General features: G+C 69.7%; 18 protein-coding genes and 4 pseudogenes. 18 read left to right on the top strand and 4 right to left on the bottom strand.

Features of this window, described 5'->3' with window-relative positions; all coding sequences use genetic code 11:
• Positions 1 to 52: 52 nt before the first annotated feature.
• On the bottom strand, positions 53 to 886 hold the full coding sequence (locus tag POF73_RS13920; RefSeq protein ID WP_272115016.1) for a YhjD/YihY/BrkB family envelope integrity protein: 834 nt from the start codon (positions 884 to 886) through the stop codon (positions 53 to 55).
• A 159-nt stretch (positions 887 to 1,045) separates the two neighbouring features.
• Between POF73_RS13920 and POF73_RS13915 the strand changes: the two genes are divergently transcribed.
• Complete coding sequence (locus tag POF73_RS13915) at positions 1,046 to 1,402, top strand: PRC-barrel domain-containing protein (protein WP_272115015.1); 357 nt, start codon at positions 1,046 to 1,048, stop codon at positions 1,400 to 1,402.
• Between the two features lie 38 nt (positions 1,403 to 1,440).
• Positions 1,441 to 1,611: a hypothetical protein gene (locus POF73_RS13910; RefSeq protein ID WP_272115014.1), complete on the top strand. Its 171-nt coding sequence runs from the start codon at positions 1,441 to 1,443 to the stop codon at positions 1,609 to 1,611.
• 809 nt (positions 1,612 to 2,420) lie between these two features.
• On the opposite strand, the pseudogene POF73_RS46220 reads toward POF73_RS13910, so the two are convergent.
• A pseudogene (locus tag POF73_RS46220) lies at positions 2,421 to 2,762 on the bottom strand (MmyB family transcriptional regulator); the annotation flags it as partial.
• Here POF73_RS46220 and POF73_RS13895 point away from each other — a divergent pair.
• Together POF73_RS13895 and POF73_RS13890 are read left to right on the top strand one after the other, a co-directional pair.
• Positions 2,736 to 2,915 carry a hypothetical protein gene (locus POF73_RS13895; protein ID WP_272115013.1) on the top strand — a complete coding sequence of 60 codons (180 nt, stop codon included), beginning with the start codon at positions 2,736 to 2,738 and terminating at the stop codon, positions 2,913 to 2,915. The pseudogene POF73_RS46220 and the gene POF73_RS13895 sit on opposite strands and share 27 nt — an antisense overlap.
• A gap of 232 nt (positions 2,916 to 3,147) precedes the next feature.
• Positions 3,148 to 3,504, top strand: coding sequence for a hypothetical protein (locus POF73_RS13890; protein WP_272115011.1), 357 nt, complete (start codon positions 3,148 to 3,150; stop codon positions 3,502 to 3,504).
• A 164-nt stretch (positions 3,505 to 3,668) separates the two neighbouring features.
• Here POF73_RS13890 and POF73_RS13885 read toward each other — a convergent pair whose 3' ends face one another.
• A complete protein-coding gene (locus tag POF73_RS13885; protein WP_272115010.1) occupies positions 3,669 to 4,169 on the bottom strand; it encodes a hypothetical protein in 501 nt (166 codons plus the stop codon).
• A 263-nt stretch (positions 4,170 to 4,432) separates the two neighbouring features.
• On the opposite strand from POF73_RS13885, the gene POF73_RS13880 reads away from it, so the two are divergent.
• The 11 genes and pseudogenes from POF73_RS13880 to POF73_RS13830 all read left to right on the top strand — a co-directional run bounded on the left by POF73_RS13880 (position 4,433) and on the right by POF73_RS13830 (position 14,889).
• Positions 4,433 to 5,266: a PIG-L family deacetylase gene (locus tag POF73_RS13880; RefSeq protein WP_272115008.1), complete on the top strand. Its 834-nt coding sequence runs from the start codon at positions 4,433 to 4,435 to the stop codon at positions 5,264 to 5,266.
• Positions 5,267 to 5,602: 336 nt separating this feature from the next.
• Positions 5,603 to 6,072: pseudogene (locus POF73_RS13875) on the top strand (IS5 family transposase); the annotation flags it as partial.
• 84 nt (positions 6,073 to 6,156) lie between these two features.
• Positions 6,157 to 7,149 carry an immunity 49 family protein gene (locus POF73_RS13870; RefSeq protein WP_272115007.1) on the top strand — a complete coding sequence of 331 codons (993 nt, stop codon included), beginning with the start codon at positions 6,157 to 6,159 and terminating at the stop codon, positions 7,147 to 7,149.
• A gap of 33 nt (positions 7,150 to 7,182) precedes the next feature.
• On the top strand, positions 7,183 to 7,590 hold the full coding sequence (locus POF73_RS13865) for a PH domain-containing protein (RefSeq protein ID WP_272115006.1): 408 nt from the start codon (positions 7,183 to 7,185) through the stop codon (positions 7,588 to 7,590).
• 326 nt (positions 7,591 to 7,916) lie between these two features.
• Positions 7,917 to 8,492: a calcium-binding protein gene (locus POF73_RS13860; protein WP_272115004.1), complete on the top strand. Its 576-nt coding sequence runs from the start codon at positions 7,917 to 7,919 to the stop codon at positions 8,490 to 8,492.
• A gap of 225 nt (positions 8,493 to 8,717) precedes the next feature.
• Positions 8,718 to 9,191, top strand: a complete 474-nt coding sequence (locus POF73_RS13855) for a hypothetical protein (protein ID WP_272115003.1) — start codon at positions 8,718 to 8,720, stop codon at positions 9,189 to 9,191.
• A gap of 182 nt (positions 9,192 to 9,373) precedes the next feature.
• Positions 9,374 to 10,975 carry a peptidoglycan-binding protein gene (locus POF73_RS13850; protein ID WP_272115002.1) on the top strand — a complete coding sequence of 534 codons (1,602 nt, stop codon included), beginning with the start codon at positions 9,374 to 9,376 and terminating at the stop codon, positions 10,973 to 10,975.
• Positions 10,976 to 10,980: 5 nt separating this feature from the next.
• Positions 10,981 to 11,454: a protease inhibitor I42 family protein gene (locus tag POF73_RS13845; protein WP_272115001.1), complete on the top strand. Its 474-nt coding sequence runs from the start codon at positions 10,981 to 10,983 to the stop codon at positions 11,452 to 11,454.
• Positions 11,451 to 11,864, top strand: a complete 414-nt coding sequence (locus tag POF73_RS13840) for a hypothetical protein (RefSeq protein ID WP_272115000.1) — start codon at positions 11,451 to 11,453, stop codon at positions 11,862 to 11,864. Before POF73_RS13845 ends, POF73_RS13840 begins: the two co-directional genes overlap by 4 nt.
• Before the next feature lie 740 nt (positions 11,865 to 12,604).
• Entirely contained in the window at positions 12,605 to 14,500 is a 1,896-nt protein-coding gene (locus tag POF73_RS13835) for an ATP-binding cassette domain-containing protein (protein WP_272114999.1), read from the top strand.
• Between the two features lie 44 nt (positions 14,501 to 14,544).
• Positions 14,545 to 14,889, top strand: a complete 345-nt coding sequence (locus tag POF73_RS13830; protein ID WP_272114998.1) for a MazG-like family protein — start codon at positions 14,545 to 14,547, stop codon at positions 14,887 to 14,889.
• A 29-nt stretch (positions 14,890 to 14,918) separates the two neighbouring features.
• Here POF73_RS13830 and POF73_RS13825 read toward each other — a convergent pair whose 3' ends face one another.
• Entirely contained in the window at positions 14,919 to 16,400 is a 1,482-nt protein-coding gene (locus POF73_RS13825) for an FAD-binding protein (RefSeq protein ID WP_272114997.1), read from the bottom strand.
• A 475-nt stretch (positions 16,401 to 16,875) separates the two neighbouring features.
• Here POF73_RS13825 and POF73_RS13820 point away from each other — a divergent pair, with 475 nt between their 5' ends.
• The 3 genes and pseudogenes from POF73_RS13820 to POF73_RS13805 form a co-directional block, all read left to right on the top strand.
• Complete coding sequence (locus POF73_RS13820; protein WP_272114996.1) at positions 16,876 to 18,444, top strand: hypothetical protein; 1,569 nt, start codon at positions 16,876 to 16,878, stop codon at positions 18,442 to 18,444.
• A gap of 654 nt (positions 18,445 to 19,098) precedes the next feature.
• Positions 19,099 to 20,192, top strand: a pseudogene (locus tag POF73_RS13815) (MFS transporter); the annotation flags it as partial.
• Between the two features lie 255 nt (positions 20,193 to 20,447).
• Positions 20,448 to 22,418 (top strand): annotated as a pseudogene (locus POF73_RS13805) (DUF4158 domain-containing protein); the annotation flags it as partial.
• Between the last annotated feature and the right edge of the window lie 15 nt (positions 22,419 to 22,433).

Here is a 22,433-nt window from a genome sequence, read left to right as displayed (position 1 = left end):
ACGATGACGAACTCGCGGCCCGGGCGAGCTGACCCGGTTGCAGGGCCGCATCTCACCTGCGCCGGTTCAGTACGTGTGCCAAGCGTGGGAGTTCCTCGTGCAGCAGTCGGCCGACCAGGGCACCACCGAAGACGACGACACCCACGCCGACCAGCCAGGACTGGATGACCAGGACGGTTCCGACGGGGCCGTAGCTGACGGCGTTGGATGCGATCAACGGCGAGAAGACGAGCCTGGAGAAGACCCTCAGGCCGAGCAGCCCGATCACGGTGGCCACGGCGCCGGGCAACAGGGCACGCCAGCGGATCCTCCCGCCGAGCAGCACGCGCTGGGACCACCACAGGAACAGCACGGCGCTCAGCGAGGCCACGGCCCCGCCTGCCAGGGGTTCGCGGCGCAGCGTGGTGGTGGCGGAGACGAAAAGGTATCCGGTGAGGACGCCCAGCCACACCACATGCCGCCATCTGGCCCACCAGCGGGCCGGCGGCAGGTCCCAGACCTTCTCGTAGCCGGTCTGCACCGCCGCGCCGAAGGTCAGGCCGAACACGGCAAGGGCGGCGATACCGAACGCGGTCGTGGTCCGCAGGGCCTGGCCGGGCCGGATGAACAACTGCTCGACCTGCCGTCTGGAGGCCCTCGACACGCCAAGCCCCTCGCCCAGCCACTGCGCGAACCCCCGCCCGTGCTCGGGATCGGCGGAAGAGACGATGATCAGGAGTGGCACCAGCGTGAGCAACCCCAGCGCCGCAAAGCCCAGCGAACGCGGCCACAGCTCAATGTCCCTGCTCCGCCGCCATCCGCGCCCGATCGGCGAACGACTGATCACACGGCGCAGCCGCCCGAACCAAGACGAACGGTCCGCGGCACCAGAAGGCTTCATCGGCATGCCTGTCGACTACCACGGTCGATACCGTCAACGCGCGACGGCGCGACGCAGACGTTCCTGGATAACCTGGAAGAACAGAGGACTGCCGGGCTCAGCGGGCGGCGACTTCCGCAAGAGGCGGCTCGCACCGGCCCTGATCAACGGCTCAGGAGGCAGGCCATGATCCATGCAGCCGACATCCGCGAGTGGCGCAACCGCAGCGTCGTCGACCCCAAAGGCCACAAGATCGGCGTACTCGAAGCGGTCTACGTCGACACCACCACCGACGAACCGGCCATGGCCACGGTCCGCACCGGGCTCCCCACCCGCCACCACCTGGCCTTCGTACCCCTCGACGACGCAACCCTCGGCCCCGGTTACGTCAAGGTCTCCTACACCAAGACACTGGTGAAGAAGGCACCCTCGGTCGGCATGGACGACATCCTGCCCGCCGAGTCGGAGGAAGCGATCTTCCAGCACTACGACATGCCCTACCAGACGGGCGCAGGCGGCGAGCGGCAACTCGCACGCCGCTGATCGCCCGCGCTCAGCCGCCCAAGGGAGGCGTACGCGTCATGGCCCTCTTGCTCTTTCTCGTTCTGGTCGCCGTCGTGCTGGGAATCATCGGAGTGGCCGCAGAAGGGTTGGGCTACTTGTTGATCATCGGCATCGTGGTCCTTGTGGCCGCGCTGGGCCTCGTCGCCGTCCGCTGGTCCCAGCGCACGGGTCACCGCCCCCTCCGATAACGAACGACACCCTGTACGCAAAGCGCGCCACATCGAGATGGAAACACCGGCCGGGGGCCCGACCCGCCCCAGCGAGTCAGGCCCCCGGTTCCAGGGGCTCCTTCGAAAACGCGAGGGAGAGAGTCCGGGCCGGGCACCCCCGGGCGGAAACCCTGCAAGGATGTCGTCGGCAGCCACCCTGGCGGGCGTGCAGGGGCAGACTGCCTGGTGCGGTCATCGTGCTGATCTCTTTCAAGGCTTCGACACACTGGCACGGCACAGATGCAGCCAGACACTGGAACGGCCCGATCTCCTTCCACGAGGACGGCACCGTCATGGCCCTGAGCATCCTGCCGATCCGCGAGAAGCGCCCACTCCGACTCGCCTCTGGCAGCCCCCCACCCGAACTGTGTGTGATCGCCGGTCGACACCCGGATCACACACAGCAGGGCCGTTCCCTGGGCCACTGAGCAGTTCCTCTGGGGAGAATCTGGGAGGCCTGGGTGCTCGGACACCCCTTCGCCGTGCTCCTGAAGGCTGCCGTATGTACCAGTCTGTACGTCATCTTCAAGCGGAAGGACTGGCTCTGAGTAATCGCCGCGAGAGGTGCTGCCACTGCCACGGGGAGAGCTGACTCCGATCGCAGGCGCTGACGGAGCGCTGACGATCGTCGCCCTCCCCTTGAGGCCGGCGTCCCGCGCAACGCTTTCACCCAACGGCACTGTCTGAGCAGGCTGCTCAGCGCGGCTGGTCGGTGGCCTCGGTGTCGCCCCGGCGGGGGTGGCTGCCAGACTGGCGAGGAGTCTGAGGCGCTCTCGCTGCGACACGGGCAGGTCCAGAGACTGGTAGGTCAGCTCCAGGAGGCCGACCTCGGGGTGCTGCAGCCGCTTGATGCCCTCGTGGCGGATACGGACGTCGTGCGCGGCCCAGATGGTGCGGAAGTCGGCGCTGACGGTGGACAGTTCGCCGAGCTCACGCAGGGCTCGGTCATGCGGTTCACGCCCGGCCTGTCCTCGGGGCTCTACGCCAACGAGTTCCGCGAGCGGATCGGCGCGCAGGCCATCAGCGGCCTGAGCGGTATGGCGCTCACCGCGGCGGCTGCAGACAGTCGTATCAGGGCGGTCGCCACGGCCTCGATGTACGACATGTCGCGCAGCGTGTCCCGCGGCCATGAGGACTACTACACGCGTGAGCAGCGCCAGAAGGTCGTGGACCACCTCAGCCGGCAGCGCTGGATCGACGCCGAGAACGGCACCTTCGCGCGCGGGTCCCACGAGATCCCCTTCGACAGGCTCGACGAGTTCTTCACCAAGAACCTCGCCTGACCGGAAGCGCTCCCCGACAGTCCGGTACCGCCACCGGCCTGTCGGAAGCCCCCGCGGCGGAAGACCGGGCCCGTGCCATCGCGACGACGCCACAGCTCATACGCCGCTCATACGCCGCCCGCCGGACCGATCAGGAATGGCTGCCTCCCGGGTAGGCCCAGATCGTCCAACCTCTCGTTGAGGCCGGCGAACGTCGAGAGGGACGTATCCGGTCACGGGATACGGTGACGACGTGACGGAGACACTGCCCGCTGATGTGGCCCTCGTGCTGGAGGCCGTTCTCGGCGGGGATGATCCGGTCCACGTCGCACTTCGCCGGCAGGTGCCGCACATCCGCGTACGAGAACGCTGCACATGTGGGTGCGGCACCGCGTACTTCGATCTCGATACAGAAGCGGTGGAGCCGGCGTCGTCCGGACCGGGCACCGTGGTGGCGGCCGAGGCTCAGATCTTCACGGATGGCGGAGAGTGCCCCGGCGAGGTCCTGGTCTTCGCACAGGGCGGCTACCTCTCGTGGCTGGAGGTCTGTTCCTGGAGCGACGACATCGAGGTAACCCTGGCCACCGCTCAACGGTCGCTGTGCCCTTGAAGCCGGAGCTCTTCGTCAAGGGTTGGCTCTGTCTCTGTTCTGGGGCGGTCGGCTCGCAACCCCACGCGGGATTCCGCAGAAGCCAGGTGCACCGAGAAACCCGAGCCGGGAGTTCTCATCCGACCTGGCAGCGCCGCAGCTCAGCACAAGATCCACAGGCGAGTTCAATTCGACTGCAGTCCTAGCGGGTCCTCGGCGAGGCGGACCGGCCGCGCGAGGGCAGCCTCGTAGGCAGGACGGGCGAAGACGTATGGGCCCATGGAGAGCTCACCCCACTCCTTGCGGAAGGGCTGCCGGAAGGCGGACCAAGTGACGTCCTCCGAGGTGGTGGCGATCACCGTCAGCAGGGGCCAGCAACCCCAGACGCCGCAGGAGCAGCCCAGGACCGGGGTGGTGCCGGCAGAGGGATCACCGAACTCCGGGGCGGGGTCACCGAGGAAATGGTGCATAGGGTCGCCGACCTCGGAAACCGCCAAACCGGCGTGTTGGAGGAGCAGGAAGCGTTCCTGCTCCTCCAGGCTTTCCTCCTCGTGCTCCTGACGCCAGAAGTCGCGGGTGGCGTCGGCCGCGTACACGCGCAGATCTTTGCCGTCGATACGAATGCCCCACTGGAGGTCCGATGAGCACTCGCTCATGGGGTGGTTCAGGAACTCGATCTGATGCATGACCACCAGTCTGAAGAGCAGCGATCGCCTGTTCGACCCAATTTGGTCGACCCTGACGGCGATCGTCGTGTCCGAAGGCCAGGCGGCCGCACCGGGAACAGCCGGTCCTGCCGGCGCGGTTGCATCGATCGAGGGACCGGCGCCGCACGGGCGGGGAACACGAGACCACAAGGTCGTCCGCCCCACCAGGAGCCGGGCCCCAGGACCGCGGTACGCCCGCCGCGCACTCGGAGCAAGACGAATTTCTGCAGGAGGACTGTTTCATGACTGACCGGCCCTTGACGCTCATGGCAGTACACGCCCACCCCGACGACGAGGCCACCGGAACCGGAGGGGTCCTCGCGCAGTACGCGGCGGAGGGCATCCGTACGGTTCTCGTGACGTGTACCGACGGCGGTTGCGGTGACGGACCGGGGGGTGTCAAGCCGGGCGATCCCGGGCACGATCCGGCAGCCGTTGCCTTGATGCGCCGTCAAGAACTTGAGGCGAGCTGTGGCGTCCTGAAGGTCAGCGATCTGGAGATGCTGGACTATGCCGACTCCGGGATGATGGGCTGGCCGAGCAACGACGCCCCCGGGTCCTTCTGGCAGACCCCCGTGGAGGAGGGCGCGGCCCGGCTCGCGGAACTCATGCGGCACTACCGACCTGATGTGGTCGTCACCTATGACGAGAACGGCTTCTACGGCCACCCCGACCACATCCAGGCCCACCGCATCACGATGGCGGCGCTGGAGATGACCGGGCTGACACCGAAGGTGTACTGGACGACGATGCCCCGCTCGATGATGCAGCGGTTCGGCGAGGTCATGCGCGAGTTCGGTGAGGACATGCCGGAGCCGGATCCTGCCGAGGCCGCCGCGATGGCCGAGATCGGCCTCCCCGACGATGAGATCACCACGTGGGTGGACACCACCGCGTTCAGCGGTCAGAAGTTCGACGCGTTGGCCGCGCACGCCAGTCAGGGCGAGAACATCTTCTTCCTCAAGATGGGCAAGGAGAGGTTCGGCGAGTTGATGGGCATCGAGACCTTCGTACGGGTCCAGGACGCCACCGGCGCGGCCATCCCCGAGAACGACCTTTTCGCCGGACTGCGCTGATCCGCCCGTCCGACCGGCCGGGAACGCGCATCGACCGCACGGCGCGATCGAGCGGGTCACACACCCGGATTGCTGTCCACGCGAGTTCCGCTCCGGAAGTTCGCGTGGACAGTCCCTCGCCGACGGCGTCGACAGGCGGCCTGATGACCATCGACGGCATCGACATCCGTGTGTTCAGGAGCGCCGAACTGCTCGCCCCCGCCCACGCCCACGGTGACCTGGACCGGGTTGTCGCGGTCGACTCCATCATCGTGCACGCTCACCAGCATGCCGCCGGGGCCTGTCACAAGGGGCCCCGGCCGGCGAGCCGGACGACCATGCCCTCGGACGGTCCCCCGCGGCGGGCTGACCACCAAAATCCACCTCGCCATCGACGGCCGCTGCCGCCCCCCTCGCATTCGTCCTCACACCCGGCCGGGCAGGCGACGCTCCCGCGTTCACCCAGGTCATGGCCCAGTTACAAGTACCGAGGCCCATCGGCCGCCTCAGGACCACGCCGGACTTGGTCCTGGCCGACAGGGCCTACTCGTCCCGCGCGATCCGCACCCATCTCCGCCGGCGCGGGATCCGGGCGGTGATCCCCCAACCCTCCGACCAGATCGCCGAGCGCAAGAAGCGAGGCCGATCCGGCCGGCGGTCACCCACCGGCCTTCGACCGCGAGACGTACAAGCAGCGCAACTCTGTTGAGCGATGCATCGACAAGCTCAAGCAATGGCGCGGTCTGGCCACTCGATACGACAAGACCGCCGCCATCGACCTCGCCGGACTCCACATCGCCGCCATCTTCATCTGGTCGGCGAGGTGATCCGAAAGAGAACGCTCCAGTGCTGTCAGTGCCCGTTGATAACGTGCTTCGTCCAGTCGGGGAGTTCATGAAGGGACGGGGCACGTGCGGGATGTGACATGCCATCAGGTCGGCGAGCAGCGGTTGGCCGAGGCGCTCGACGACATCGACGGGCGGGCCTACACGCGGTGGCACTCGCTGCGGTACGGCAGCATCTCGCCGACGCTGATCCGGGCCATGGCGGACGAACTGCTCGACCATGTCGCCGCGCGAACGGTGACGGAGCCGGGGCTCGACGCCGCGGCCGGCACGGTCGCCGTCACCGCCGCGGAGTGTGTGCACGGAGTGCTGAGCATCATGTGCTTCCCGAACGGGGACCAGGAACTCCGGTTCCCCCTCGTCGGGGAGCGGATCAGCACGGACCCGGACGACGACGAGTTCGGGGACGGGCCCATCACCTTCCGGGACGTCGTCAGGGAGGCGCCCACCGCGCGGACCTGGCTCGACATGTTCGAGATGTGTGTCGTCAGCGGGCATGTGTGGGACTGGGAGCGGGTCACCGGGCTGCTGCTGCGCGGCGACTACGCGCCCGCCATCCGTGACGGCGTGCCCTACAACCGGTACACCTCCGTCTCCGACCCCGCCGACCTCGCCGCCATGGACGCCCTGTGCCCCTATCTCACCGAGGCGGCCGGGCATCTGCCCCGCGACTGGCCGACGGTTCCGCTGCGCAAGCCCGACGCCGGGGAGCGCGCGGAGGCCGCCCGGCGGCTCGACGAGGTCGGCGACGCGCTGAGCGCGGACCAGCGGCTGCTCCGCGTACTCCTCGACGACGACCAGCACGCCTTCGAGGACGCCCTCGTCGCCCGGCTGGTCGCGTACCGGGAGAGCGTCGAGGCCGCTGCCGGTGATCCCGCACCCCGGTCCCTCCTCCCCCTCGGCACCCTCGCCCTGGCCTGCCTCGCCGTCCAGGTCCATGGGTGGGAACTCGGTGTCCGGTCCGGGTATCTGCCGTACGGTCTGCTGGGATCGCCGGACGCGCCGCGCCGGGCGGCGGAGGGGAACCGGAACAACTTGGGCTACTGGGCCGCCAAGTAGGCCACCGGGGGGCAGGGCATGGGTGTGACGGGCGTGACGGGTGTGATCTTGCGGGAGTACCGCGCCGACAGACGCGCGCGGCTGAAGGTGCTCGCGCTCATCGCGCTGATGCTGGCGTGCGGGGTGCTCGAAGTGGTCATCAACGACCTGCCGGGCTGGGTCGCGGCGATCCTGATAGGAGTTCTGACCATCGTCGACGGCGTGTGGGCCCTGTCCCTGTGGCGCGCCCGCACGGTGGTGCGGGCGAGCGGGATCGCCGTGGTCGGGGTGGTGCGGGTGCGGAAGTGGGCCTGGCCCGACATCCAGGACATCGTCGTGGAGACGGACTCGTCCCCACCGAGGCAGCGCGTACGTCTGTGCGACAGCCAAGGACGGAAGACCACCCTGCCCCACGTCGGCGAACGCCATCTGCCGGATCTCCACGCCCTGCGACCCCGGTAGCCCCGCCGGCGCCGAGCCTCAGTCCGTGCCTTTCGCGGTGATCCGAAAGACACGGCCTCGTCGCACTTGTCGTTGCCGTCGATGCCGTGCTGCACGACGTACAGGTTCTTGATGTGCTCGACCACATCCAGCGAGACCGGGATGGGCGACAGACGGACGGATCGGCAGGTGGGCTCTGGGCAGGGCGCGGCTGTCCGCAAGGGGGAAAGCATGAACTATCGCACAAATAGGGGCAATCCATTCCTCCTACTGGGATCGAAGCAAGGGCAGCACCGACCATCGCCCCCGGCACCAGACGGCCCGGGGCAGACCCGAGAGGAAAACGCATGCGGATGCTTACCTCGGTCGCCGGCTCGCTGGCAGTGGCAGCCCTCACCTTCGTCCCGGTGACGACACCCGCCCTGGCCGCCCAGGAGCCGAGCCCCCAGGCGGTGGTGACCTGCATGGGGCAGGTCGCGAATGTCGTCGGCACGGAGGGCGACGACTTCCAGACCGGCACCCCGGGCAACGACGTCGTCGCCCTGCTCGGCGGCAACGACACCTACGCCGACGCGGGCGGCAACGACCTGGTATGCCTGGGCGCCGGAAACGACGTCATGGGAGCCGACTCCACGTTCGTCACCAACTCCGACACCGTGGACGCAGGCCCCGGCAACGACCAGGTGTTCGCCTTCGACGGCGCGGACATCGTCTTCGGCGGCGACGGCGGCGACGAGTTGCACGGCGGCAACGGCACGGACGACCTGCGCGGCCAGGCAGGCGACGACGACCTGTTCGGGGAGGGCGCCAACGACGTTCTGCGCGGCAACACGGGCGCCGACTCGGCCGACGGCGGTCCCGGCCCGAACGATCAGTGCGCCGCCGAAACAGAGGCCGCCTGTGAGGCGGATCCGTCGTCCTAGGACACACCCCCTGCGCGACGGCAACGAGCAGCCGGAGCAGCGGCGCCGCAGGCCCGTGGCTGCCCCGGCTGCACGAGTTTGTGCGCGGCTTTCGAGCGGCGGGACTGGCTCTGATTCCCCCCTGCCGGGCAACGTGCTCATGACACGAGATCAGGTAACATCGCTGGTCAGAAGGCCTGGACTGCCACGGGGGTGTTCGGCCGTTCAGATCAGAGGGCGGGGAGCATGTCAGGCGCGGGCTCGGACGGCTACGGGATCCAGGCGAGCGGCATGGACGGCGAGGCCGGAAAGCTCGACCGGGCGGGCGACGACGTCGGCCTCATACGCAAGGCCGTGGAAGACCAGATGTGCTACACACCGGACGCTCTCGGCGGCTCCGACTCCGGCCCCGCGTACGACAACTTCGCCGCCGCCTGGCAGGCCGAGGCGAAGACGCTGGAAGCCGCGCTGCACGAACTCGCGGACAAGGTCGGCATCTCCCAGCGGAACTACGAGAGCGCCGACCAGGACACCATCGTCGCGCTGCAATCCGCGGGAGCGAACGACGGCCTGACGACCATGCCCGCACCCGCCGCCGCCCACCCGGGGACTGCGACGGGCCTTACCCCGGGCGCGCGCCCCGCCGCCCTGGGCGGTCCGCCCGTCGGTACCCGGCCCACCCCGGGCGGGCCGCCGCCCAGCCTCGCCGACTTCGACTGACGGACCGCCGGCACACGCCGCACGGACCGACACACCGGCGACCTGACACACCGGCGACCGCTCGCACCCGGCCGACGTGTGTGCTTCCACCGGACACCTGACTTCTGACACCTGCCTCCGGACACCAAACACCGGACTTCTGACACCTGACATTTGAGCAAGGACAGCGGGGCTCTCACCACATGGCTGACGCAGGCGAATCCACCACCGACCGCAAGGAAAAGATCGACCGTCACATAGGAGACCTCGCGGCGGCCGACAGCAAGAACGGGGTCCTGGAGGCCATCGACAACCTCCTCGGTGTCTCCGCGCCGGTCGGTTCCCCGAGCACCCTGGACGCCATCGCCCAGCGCTACAAGGGCCAGGCCGACGATGCCGCGGACGTACAGGACCGGGTCGAGAAGGTCGCCGCGTCAGGGCTTCCGTCGGTGTGGGTGGGCAGTACCGGAGCCAAGGCGGCCGAGGTGGTGGCGGCGGCCGGCCGTTCCGCCGAGCAGATGGCCGAGGCGTTCCGCAAGGCGTCCAAGGCCCTCTACGACCTCTCCGACGCGCTCACCTCCGCCCAGTCCAAGGACGGCGACGGCCGCGAGCAGTTGCGGAAGGCCCGCACGATGCTCGGCGGCGAGGACGGCTTCTTCGACGACATGGTTGAGAAAGACGCCGAGGAAGCCGAACGCAAGCGGGCCCAGGAGATCGCGGGAACGGGGGCCAACTTCCTCTACTACGCCGCCCAGGAGGCGGACGACGCGGCCCGGACGGCGGCGCGGGAGCTGAACAAGTACGCGGCCGAGGCCCGTGCCGGGCAGATGCACACCGACAACATCTCCGCCGCCGACCGCCTCGTCCTCGCCGACGTCGGCGTGGCCGGGGGCCCGCAGGAGCAGAACGAACTCCTCACTGCCAACGACCTCGAACGTTCCGGCCGCTTCATGGAGAAGATGAACGCGCAGGACCAGGCCCGCTTCGAGCAGATGCTCGCGGATGCCAAGACGCCGCAGGAGCGGGCGTATCTGGTCAAGGCGCTGGCCGCGGGCTATGACGTGGACGAGGTCGGCCAGTTCCGCGACAAGATCCACGGCAAGGACCCGTACTGGCTGCAGCAGCACCTCAGCCCGGTCGTCACGGCCGGCGACAGCAAGGTGGACGAGGGGCTCAAGGACGACAGGTCGAACCGAAACACCGACTACCAGTGGTTCGGCGACGAGGCGTGGTCCCAGGAGGGCAACACCTGTGTGCCGTCGAGCACCGTGACCGCCCGCGCCATGGTCGATCCCCTCTACGCGCTGGAGCTGACCGGTGGACCGTCCGGGCAGGAGGACGACCCCGACGCCTTCCGCGACCGTCTCCACGACGAACAGCTGCGCATGCACGAGGAAGGTGACGGCAGCTACACGCACTGGTGGTCCGACGTTCCGAATGGAGTGGACCCCGATGGGCAGGACAAGATCGCCAACGGCGAGATCAGCCCGCACACCGGCAGCAGTTACGAGTTCCAGGAGGTTCGCGGTGCGGATGAGCGCCGTGACGTGCTGCCGGACATCGAGAAGTCCGTTGCCGAGGGCAAACCCGTCCCCATCAATGTGGAGGGGTACGACGAGGAAGGTCGGCACGGACACCAGATGATGGTGATCGGGCAGGAAGGCGACATGCTGCAGATCTACAACCCGTGGGGCACAACGACCTGGGTCAGCGAGGACGACTTCGTCAACGGCCACATGGACAAGGCTTCCGACCACCGCATGCCCGACGCGTACGCCGTCCACCTGCCCGCCGACCAGAAGTGAGCGTCATGACCCGCGCGCCGCGCCGACTCGCCGTTCCCGCCCTGCTGATGACCGTGCTCGCGGGCTGCGGCCTCACCGGGCCGGACACCTATGAGCTGGACGAGAAGCACATACAGGTGGACGTGGGGGAGGAGTTCACGCTGTCCGTTCCTGTCGCCACCGCGATGGGGGAGTGGTGGTATCTGACCGTGCCGGAGCCCGACGCTGACGTCGTCCGCAACACGGACAAGCGGGAGAAGATCGAGGCCGACGACGACGTCGACGGCAGTGGGAGCGGAACGGACTTCTTCGACTTCAAGGCCGTCGGGCCGGGCACGACGAAGATCCGGCTCATCCAGTGCCCGCGCGGTGCCTGCGACGGCGGCGGCGATGCCGGCGGTCCCATTACCCCGTCCCCGGTCCCGAGCGGCAGCCCCACCCCCCAGAAGAAGTACCGCGCCACCATCCACACCTACACCGTCACCGTGAGGAAGCCATGACCTCCGCGCCGCAGACCTCGCCGCCCGGCCGGACCGACGACGAGCTGGCACAGTCGGACATCCCGGCGATGCTGCGCTACGGCCTCTCCTTCGCCGGACCGCACCGCACCGCCCTCTTCGGCGACGGCGCGGTGGGCGCCGCCGTCCTCCTTGACCGGCTCGGGATCCAGCCGCGGGCGGTGGCCTTCCTCGCCAAGGTGGTACGCGGCGGGGGTGTCCGGTACGCGGCCGAGCTGCGCGAGCCGGTGCCGGGCGACCAGGCGGCGTCCATGGTGTGTGCGTGGCTGGAGTCCGCGGCCACCGCCGCCGACGGGATCGACGGCGACGAAGAGGCCGCCCGCTGGCTGGAGGCCGTCGCCGAACTCCTCACCCTGCGGCACGTCCACCGCTCCCGGGTGGCCGGGGAGTAGGCGGCGGGCCTCGCCTGTGCGCACGTCGGGCCAACCCGAACGACCGACGCTGCGGGCCGCCGGGCGCTCCCTGGACGAGAGCAGCAGGGCCGCCGTTGGAGGGAAGGCCGTCCGCTGACCGGAGCCCTACACCCACCATCAGTAACCAGTCGTCCTATTTCCTTGCATGCTCCCCGCCAGGCGCTGGGCCGCTGGGCCGCTGGGCCGAGGAGCACATCACCGAGGTACTTGCGGCCCGCGACAGCTACGACGCCCGCCGGTGACCCCGAGCGTCAACTGATGCGTAGCGGCGTTGTCACGCCGAGCGGTGGGGTCAGGTTGCAGATGTCGATGACGGTCTTTCCCGCTCGGTAGGCGGCGATGTGGGGCGCGCCCCGGTGTCGACCGCCCTCCTGCGGCACAGGGGCACCGTTCACCACCGAGGTCGTGGTGAGCGACCTCCTCGACCTGCGCGGCGCGGTCCGCTTCGACGCCGAGTCCGACGACGCGCTCGGAGTCCTCGCGCAGGGCCCGCCGGTCCCGCGGCTCCGGTAGACCTCATTCGCCACAGGCGTTTCAGGCGTCGGCGTTTCGGCCAACCCGCACTGCCCGGGCGGCGGCCTCAACTCGGTGTCCACGTGTTCGTGCCCTTGGCGGGGCTGGGATCGCGCGCGTCCGGAATCGAGCGTGTTCGATTCCGGTGTCGCGTCGTTAGCCGTGCACGCCGAGCCATCCAGGTGCGGCACCTACCCCGAGGAGGGATGCAGGTGACTGTTACTGACGCCTCGACCGAAAGCGCGGAGACTCCTCCCCCTCCACCTCCGGCCACCATCACCCTGGAGGCCAAGTTCGGCAAGAACCCGCTGGCGGACGCCAGTTTCGGCACCATGTGCCGACGCCTGCCCGCCGTGCTCGGGCACACGGCGCGGATGGCGTGGGCCGTCGACCGGACCGGCGCCGTGCTGCTCCTGGTCTGCCAGGTGCTGACCGGCGTCGCCGCCGCTGTCGTCCTGGCGTTCACCGCACAGGCGATGACCCACGTCCTCGGCAGCGGCACCGTCTCCGAACGTCTGCACGCCGCGCTTCCCGCCCTGATCGTGGTGACGGCGGCTGCGGCCGTCGGCCGTGTCAGCGGCGCGCTGTCCTCGTACGCCGACGGGCGGATCACTCCGCTGCTGATGACCGAGGCGGACATCGCGCTCGTGACCGCCGTGTGCCGCGTGGAGTCGTCCGCGTACGGCGAGGACGGGTTCACCGACCGGCAGGAGGCCGCCGAGGTCGGAACCATCCGGACCCGGACGATGGTGCAGGAGGCCCAGCGGTTCATGTCCGCCCTGATCCGCATGATCGCCGCCGGCGGTGTCATCACGGCGCTGCACCCGCTGATGCTGCCCCTGCTTCTGCTGGCCGTGCTCCCGGCCGGCGCCGGGGCCGTGCTGTCCGCGCGCGTCGACTACGAGACCCATTACCTCAACCTCGGCGACCGCAACGTCCGCTCCATGATGCGCTGGTGGGCCACCTATTCCGGATACGGTGACGAGGTCCGCGCCAACGGCCTGACCGGCTACCTCGCCTACTGGTACCGCGCCCTGTCCGACCGGATCGACCGGCGCACCCTGACCGCCGCCCCGCGCATGCTCCGCATCGTCCTGGCCACCAGTGCCCTGGGCGGGATCTTCCTGCTGTGCACCTGGGCCACCCTCGCCTGGCTGGCAGCCACCGGCCGTATCGCCCTGCCCGTCGCCGCCACCGCCGTGGTCGCCGTCCAGACCACCCTGGCCGCGCTCTCCCAGTTCGTCATCCACGGGGCCGCGATGTTCCACACCTCGCTCTACCTGGCCGACATGCGCGCCTTCCTGGACATGGCCGCCGAACGCGCGCCACAGCGAGGGGAGTTGACGATTGCGGAACGCGTGGACGAGATCCGTCTCGACGAGGTCGTGTACCGGTACCCCGGCAAGGCGGAACCGGCCGTCGCGGGCGTGTCGCTCACCCTGCGGCGCGGCGAGATCCTGGCCGTCGTCGGCGAGAACGGCTCCGGCAAGTCGACCCTGACCAAACTCATCACCGGCATCCTGCTCGCCGACAAGGGACGTGTCCTGTGGGACGACGTCGACCTGGCCCAGGCCGATCCCGACGCCGTGTGGAAACGCACGGCACTCGTCCCGCAGAACTTCGCCCGCTGGCCCCTGCGCGCCCGCGAGAACATCACCCTCGGCCAGCCGCGGACCCACGACGACGCGCCGGTGTGGGACGTCGTGGACGCCGTCGGGATGCGCGAGGCGATCGAGACCCTGCCCCGACAGCTCGACACCCTCCTCGCCAAGGAACTGTGGGGCGGGGCCGAGTTGTCGGGCGGGCAGTGGCAACGCCTGGCGTGCGGTCGCGCGCTCTACCGGCGGACGCCGCTGCTGATCCTGGACGAGCCGACCTCGCAGATGGACGCCCGCGGGGAACACGCCATCTTCCTGCAGATCAAACGGATCGCCGCCGAGCGTATGACGATCGTCGTCACCCACCAGCTCGAAAACACCAGGCTCGCCGACCGCATCCTGGTCATGGACAAAGGCCGGGTCACCGAACAGGGCACGTACGACGAACTCGCCGCCGGGGGTGGCTTGTTCGCGGAACTCGTCGCCCTGGCCAAGGATCGGTGACGCCCCAGCACTTCGACACGGAATCGAACAGAATCGAGACGCACATGACTGATCCGACATGGCAGACGATCACCCGGCTCGCGGCCCGCTTCGAGGACCATTCCACGCTCCCTCGCGACCAGCGCATCCTCCTGCAGCTGCTCAAGATTCAGGAGGAGGCCGGCGAGGTCGCCGAGGCCGTGATCGGGGCGATGGGGCAGAACCCGCGCAAGGGCCACTCGCACACCTGGGAGGACGTCGAGTCCGAGATCTGCGACGTCGTCGTCACCGCCATGGTCGCGTTGACCCGCATGAACCCCGAGGCCCCGACCGTGTTCGCACGCCACCTGAGCCGTATCGCGGCGCGGGATCTGCCCGAAGTGGAGGACGCCACGACAGCGGACCGGTGAGGCCGGTCGTCGAGAGCCCGTCGACGCCGTCACCCGTGGAAGATGCCCTGGCCCGCGCCCAGCACCCCCTTCGGGTCATGGCGTCGGCGGGCCGCGGCCAGGGCCGGCCATACGGGGCCGAAGTGGCGATGCCAGTCGCGCTCGGTGAAGGGGACCGAGCCGACCGGGTAGCGACGGCCGCCGGACGCGTAGGCGATGTCGTACGCCGAGCGGTTGGCCTTGAGGAGGCGGTCGATCGTCGGGCGGTCGTCGGGTGGGGTCGCGCGCAGGATGGCGAAGAGATAGGGGACGGGGTCGTCCGGGACGCGGAGGAAGGGGGCGGTGAGCCGTTCGCGGCGTACCGGGTAGAGGAGGACGAGGCCGGGGCCGACGTCGTCGGGGGTGAGCGAGGCCAGGATCTCGCGGGTGATGTCGGCCGTACGGGCGCCGGGGAGCAGGAGGTTGAGCCAGGGATGCGCCCAGTACCACAGGCCCGACTCCTTCAGCTCCGCCACGGCGGGCGCGATGCGGTCCAGGAAGTCGTAGTACGGCAGGTCGGTGATCTGCACGCCCTGCGGGTCGTGGCGCAGCCCGCGCAGGAGAGCCTTGTCGTCGGGGGCCTCGCCGACGGGCGGGCCGTAGGCGACGGCCTCGATGACGCCGCCCCGGTAGACGCCGGAGTCGTCGGCGGTGACCTGGCCCTCCAGGTAGTCGAAGCGCTCGTCCTCGGCGAGGCGCCGCTGGTCGTCCACGTACGTCCGCAGGTCGGCGTACGGCAGGAGGTAGTGGCGTACGGTCTCCGGGGCCGCGACCAGGCGCAGCGTGGCGCCGACGATGATCGCGCACTGGCCGAGTCCGGCGCGCACCGCGTGGAACAGGTCGGGGCGTCTGGTGGCGTCGCAGTGCAGCAACTCCCCTGCCCCGGTGACGACTTCGAGCGCCGCGACATTGTCGACCTGGGCGCCGTGCCGGTGGGCCTGGCCGCCGAAGCCGCCGACGGACAGCGTGCCGCCGACGGAGAGTTCGAGATAGTCGGTGAAGACGGGCGGCGTCAGGCCGTGCGCGAGAGTGGCCCTGGCGACGTCGCTCCACTTGGCGCCCGCTCCGACGGTGACGGTCGAACTGCCGGTGTCCACCGCGCCGATGGACGCGAGCGGCGTCGTCTCGACGACCAGGCCGCCGTCGATCTGCCCCTGTCCCTGGGTGGCGTGGCCCTGCCCCCGTGGGGCGACCTCGATCCCGTGGGCGTTGCAGAACCGGACCATGGCGACGACGTCTCGCACGGAACCCGGTCTGAGCACCGCGGCCGGGGTGCGGTGCACGATGTGGCCGTAGTCGTCGGCGACGGCCGTGCGAGACGCGGTGTCGGTGAGGAGTGTTCCGTCGAGGTCGGGCACGCCCGTGAGCCGGGACGCGTCGGCCGCGGGGGCGGCTGCCGCCCAGGTCCGGGTGAACGGGTCGAAGCCGATGACGGCGGCTCCGGTGACGGCGAGGCCGCGTAACGCGGTGCGTCGGGACGGAGGGCTGGTCATGACACTCCAAGTGGCTCAAGGATCCGTTGACCGTCTGGCACGGCTGACACATCTGACACGACTGACACGTCTGAACGTTTGAAACGTCTGTGGATCTTCGCTACGTCAACGGGTGGCCGGCCGAGGGAGTTCCACTCGGCTCTGGAGGGGCGTGGCGAGGAGGCGAGCCGGTGGGATCCCAAGCCAGTTAATTGCTCATTGGCGTGCAGGTATCGAAACCGGCCCGACAGTCCGGGGGCCGACGGCCGAGGAGTGGTGACTCAGGCGGGTGCCCCGACGGTTTCTGACGGCTGCCGGGGCGTTCACCCCTGCCACCAGCCGGGCCAATCAACAGCCCCGAGCGATACCCCATCCGGTGGCATATGGCCGTCAAAAGGTTATTCATATCAGCCGATTTCGTACTCATCCACTGTCCGGCTCTTGGTGCTGACCAGCCGTCACGAGGCCCTGAACCAAGTCGAGGAGAGTGGAGAAAATGACAACATCGCCGAGATGGCGATCTGTTCTGACGCCGGCCGCACTGGCCGCCGCGCTGGCCGCAGCCGCGCTGACGAGCGCGGGCACCGCCGGCGCGCAGAACCACACCACCCCGCCCCCGCATCCGGCCAAGCCCGCCCAACCGGCACATCCGGAAAAGCCGGGACACCCGGGCAACCCCGCGAAGCCCGCTCACCCGGGCAAGCCCGCGACGCCTGACCACCCGGCCAAGCCCGGCAAGCCTGCCCATCCGGGCAAGCCCGCTTACCCGGCCAAGCCTGCCAAGCCCGCCCACCCGGGTAAGCCGGCCTACCCGGTCCACCCTGACAAGCCCGCGCACCCGGCGAAGCCTGAGATGCCGGCCAAGCCCGCGCATCCGGTCAAGCCGGACTACCCGGCCAAGCCAGCGCACCCGGCCAAGCCCGACTACCCGGCCAAGCCGGTCAAGCCCGCGATCCCCGCGAAGCCTGCGCTTCCGGAGAAGCCCGCACATCCGGTCAAGCCCGCGCTGCCCGCGAAGCCGGAGCTCCCGGCGAAGCCAGTACTCCCGGCCAAGCCCGACTACCCGGCGAAGCCGGTCAAACCGGCTCTCCCCGCGAAGCCGGAGCTCCCAGCAAAGCCCGCGATCCCCGCCAAGCCGCAACTCCCGGCAAAGCCCGCGATCCCCGCCAAGCCCGCTTACCCGGTCAAGCCCGCGTTGCCGGAGAAGCCTGTGCTCCCGGCGAAGCCCGCGCTGCCCGCGAAGCCGGAACTCCCGGCCAAGCCGGCGCTGCCCGCCAAGCCCGCGCTGCCGGCAAAGCCCGCGCTCCCGGAGAAGCCCGCGCTCCCCGCGAAGCCGGAACTCCCGGCCAAGCCGGCGCTGCCCGCCAAGCCCGCGCTGCCGGCAAAGCCCGCACTCCCGGAGAAGCCCGCGCTCCCCGCGAAGCCGGCGATCCCCGCCAAGCCCGAACTCCCCGCGAAGCCTGCGCTGCCGGCAAAGCCCGCACTGCCTTCGAAGCCTGAGCTCCCCTCCAAGCCGGCGATCCCCGCGAAGCCGGAACTTCCCTCCAAGCCGGCGCTTCCGTCGAAGCCGGAACTGCCGTCGAAGCCCGCGCTCCCCGCGAAGCCTGCGATCCCGGCCAAGCCGCAACTTCCCTCGAAGCCGGCCATCCCCACCAAGCCGGATCTCCCCTCGAAGCCCGCCATCCCCGCCAAGCCCGAGCTTCCCTCCAAGCCCGCCATCCCCAGCAAGCCCGCAATCCCAAGCAAGCCGGAGCTTCCCTCCAAGCCGGCCATCCCCACCAAGCCCGAGCTTCCCTCCAAGCCCGCCATCCCCAGCAAGCCCGCAATCCCAAGCAAGCCGGAGCTTCCCTCCAAGCCGGCGATCCCCACCAAGCCCGAGCTTCCCTCGAAGCCGGCTATTCCCAGCAAGCCGGAGCTCCCGTCCAAGCCCAGCATCCCCAGCAAGCCAGAGCTCCCCTCCAAGCCCAGCATCCCCAGCAAGCCGGAGCTCCCGTCCAAGCCCAGTCTTCCCTCCAAGCCCAGCCTGCCGAGCAAGCCCAAGCACGACAAGGAGAAGGATTGGTGACTCCGATGAGGAGAGGCTGACCCCCCGGTTCTCCGGGGGTCGTACAGGTCGGCTGTGCTGCCGGGCCCGGGTTGTCCGGGCCCGGCGCGCCGCTGTCAGGCGGAGGCCGCCCAGCGGCACAGGGGCACAGGGGCACAGGGGCATGGCCCAGTGCCGGGCGGCTGCGCCTTCCGGTCCCGCCCAGGGGTGGTCGGCCATCGAGTGGGCCGTGTCGGTGACCGGGACGTCGGGGTGCCGCGGCGGGGCGAGGTGGAGGGGCCGTACGACGAGGCCGTACGTCGGGTGGCCGAGGCGGCTGACGGGTCGGGTGCGGCCCTCGTGCGGGACACCGCCTGGGCGGGCTGTACGCGGATCCCGACCCATGGGTGTGGGTTGCCAGACCCAGGCCGTCGTCACCGCCTCCCGTGAGTTGCTCACCCACGCCTCCATCCACGCCATGGATGGCCGGGATCCGGGATTCCGATCGCTCGGAGGATGGCGGCGGGGAGACAGGCGGCCCATAGTCGTCCCGACCCGCACGCCGCTGTCCGGACCAGCCGCCGGCGTGGGGGCGCCCACGGGTGTTCGCCGTGGGGTCGTCCACCGGCATGCCGTGCGTCGTCGGCGCCTGTGAGAGGCATGCCCGCTCCCGCTCGCCGTCCCCTGGAGTCCCCCATGCCCGGTGCCGTGTCCCCGACCCCGCCCGCCCCAGCGCTCGACGATGCCACCGCGTCGGGCGTCGCCGTGTCGGGCCCCGCCCATCTGCTGCGTGTGACGCTGCTGATGGCGGGCAGCTGCCTGCCGATCCTGGGGGCCGTACTGATCGCGCCGGTGCTGCCGAAGATGCAGGACCACTTCGCCTCGACGCCCGGCGCCAAAGCGCTCGTCCCTCTCGCGCTGACCGTACCGGCGCTGTCGCTGGCGCTGCTGGCCCCGTTCGCCGGGGTGGTCGTGGACCGGCTGGGCCGCAAGCGGCTGCTGATCGTCGCGACCGTCCTGTACGCCGTGTTCGGCACGGCGCCACTGTGGTTGGACTCGCTCGGCGCGACCATCGCCGGCCGGGCCCTGGTCGGTGTCGCCGAGGCCGCGATCATGACCTGCTGCACCACGCTGATCGCCGACTACTACAGCGGTCAACGGCGGGTGAAGTACCTCGCCCTGCAGACGATGTGCGCCTCCGCGTCGGCCACCGTCTTCTTCGTGCTCGGTGGCGCCGTGGGCGCGGCGGGCTGGCGGGTGCCCTTCTGGATCTACGCCGTGAGTCTGCTCCTCACCCCGCTGATGGCCTCCGCCCTGCCCAACCCGGCGGCCCCTCCGGCCGACGTGGCCGACACGACCAAGTGGCTGACACCGCCGACGTGGCCGACAGGGCCGATGCGGCGAGCCCGGCCGTTCGCCGCGTCTTCCCCTGGCGGCAGTTGTCCGGCATCTGCGCCCTCACCTTCTTCGGGGCGATGGTCTTCTACACGGTCCCGGTGGAGATGTCGTACCTGCTCGACGACCTCGGAGTGGAGAACTCCGGTGTGATCGGCCTGGCCACCGCGATCGCCAGTGCGGCCACCGTGGGCGGGGCGGTCGCCTTCGCCCGGCTGAAGCGCGCCCCCGACCCGATGCTGCCCGCCGTCCTCGCGGTCTGCGCGGTCGGGTTCGGGGTGATGTTCCTGGCGGGCGACGCGGCGCTGCTGGTCGGCGGAGCGGTGATCAACTGCCTCGGTACGGGGATGTTGCTGCCCGCGCTGCTGACGAGTGCGATGTCCCGGCTGGGGCATGACCCAGATACGCCAGAAACCCGCCACGGAATGATCTTGGCCTCCTGAGCGGGTCCGCCCGTCACCCGTTCGGCTCAGCGTCATTGGTGGTGACGTTGGATTTGGTCCGGGGCGGGGTGGGTTGTGACCTCGATCGAGAGGACCGCGTATCCGCGGTTCAAGCGGCTGATCACCGCGCATGAGCTGCACCTGTTCTTCGCGCCGAGCCGTGACTAGGTCGAGTGGGCTGCTGCCCGTGCCGATTGTGACGAGCATCTGCTGCCCCAACTGCTCGCGCTGAAGTCGTATCAGCGCATGGGGTGTTTCCCGAAGCTGGACGAGATCCCCGATAAGGTCGTCGACTTCGTCCGCCGCGCAGTCGACCTGCCGGAAGGCACGGTGCCGAGGGCGGTGAACCGTACGGCGGAACGACAGCGGACCGCCGTACGGCAGCGGACGGGTCTGTCGTACGACAAGGCGAAGGCCCGGAAGATCGCCGAGGTCGTGATGCGGAGTGAGGCGGTCTCGAAGAACCGCCCGGCGGACCTGATCAACATCGCGTTGGAGAAGGTCGTCGAAGCCGGACTGGAGCTCCCGGGCTTCACCACGCTGGACGCGCTCGCGGCGAAGGTCCGCACCGAGGTGAACGCCTCGATCTGCATGGGCATCTACGACCAGCTCAGCGAGTCCCACCGTCAGCGGCTGCTGGCCCTGCTGTCGGAGAAGGACGAGTCCGGCACCACGAAGTACAACAGGCTGAAGCAGTCGGCGAAGGCCCCGACGTGGTCGCACTTCCGCGCCCAGGCCGAACACCTCGGGTGGGTGGACGAGCTCGGCGAGACCGGGGTGTGGCTGGCCGGCGTCGCCTCAGGGAAGATCACCGACTTCGCCGGTGAGGCGGACGCCACGGACGCACCGGGGCTGCGGGACTACAACCTGGTGAAGCGGATCGCGCTGCTGGTGTGCCTGGCGCACAAGGCGCGGATGCGGGCCCGCGACGACCTGACCACGATGTTCTGCAAGCGGGTCGCGTTGCAGGTCAAGCGGGCCAAGGCGGAGCTGGAGAGCATCCGGGAGCGACAGCAGGCCATCGTTGAGGCGTTGATCGGGAACTACCGCACCGTGCTCCAGCACATCGACGCCGACAGTCCCGTCCAGGCCGCCCGGGAGAAGGCGGCCGTCATGACGGCCGAGATCCTGGCGGCGGTCGGGGAACTCGACCAGGACGCGGAGGCCGACGCCGTCGCCGCGCGGCTCGGCGAAGGGTTCGGGCCCGCCCTGCACACGATGGCGAAGGCCCTGCGCGTGCAGTCCGGCGCCTTGGGAGTGCCCGCGGCGGCGGTGGACGACTTCGGCGGGTTCGAAGGCCAGTACGAGCAGATCGAGAAGGTCGCCGCGCACCACGGCAACTACTGGGAGGTGCTGCTGTACGGGCACCTGCTCAAGGACCGCTCCACGATGTACGACCTGACCAGCCGCCTGGAGCTGCGGGCCACCTCCGAGGACAACCGCGTCCTGGACGTGCTCGCGCACGCCCGCCGGTACAAGACCTCCCGCGACTACATCCCGGAGCGGCACGAGGACGGCCGCCCGGTCGACATCTCCTTCGCCACGCTGAACTGGCAGAAGGCCGTACGCGACAAGAACCGGCCTGGCGTCTTCGTGCGCAAGCACTTCGAGGCGATGGTCTTCACGGCGCTCGCTGAGGAACTGCGCACCGGCGACGTCGCGGTGGCCGGGTCGGAGGAGTACGCCGACTGGAGCGAGCAGCTGCTCCTCTGGGAGGACGTCGAGGCGAAGCTGGGCGACTACCTGGCGGACGTCGGGCTCGCCGAGCCCGGCGACGCGGTGCCGTACGACGCCGTGTCGTTCCGCCGGCAGCTGGAGGACAAGCTCACCGCGGCCGCCGCGGCGACGGATGCCGGGTACCCGGACAACGAGGGTCTGGTCATCGACCCGGAGACCGGTATCCCCTCGCTCAAGGCGCACCGCTCCGAGGGGCAGCGGGCCTCGGCCAGGGTGCTGGAGCAGGAGATCAAGGCGAGGCTGCCGGAGCGCTCGCTAATCGGGATCATCTCCCGCACCGCGTACTGGGTGGAGTGGTGGCGCCGCTTCGGCCCGGCGTCCGGCAACGAGCCGAAGCTGAGGGACCCTTTCGGCAGGTACGTGATCACCACGTTCGTGAAGGGCACCAACATGGGCCCCTACGAGGCCGCCCGCCACATCCCCGGCGTCACCGGACACGAGCTGTCGCTGGCCGCG

This window comes from Streptomyces sp. HD (assembly GCF_028369295.1).
In the GTDB taxonomy this organism is placed as follows: domain Bacteria; phylum Actinomycetota; class Actinomycetes; order Streptomycetales; family Streptomycetaceae; genus Streptomyces.
The sequence above is the reverse complement of the archived record's forward strand: the minus strand, read 5'-3'. Positions and strand labels throughout refer to the sequence as shown.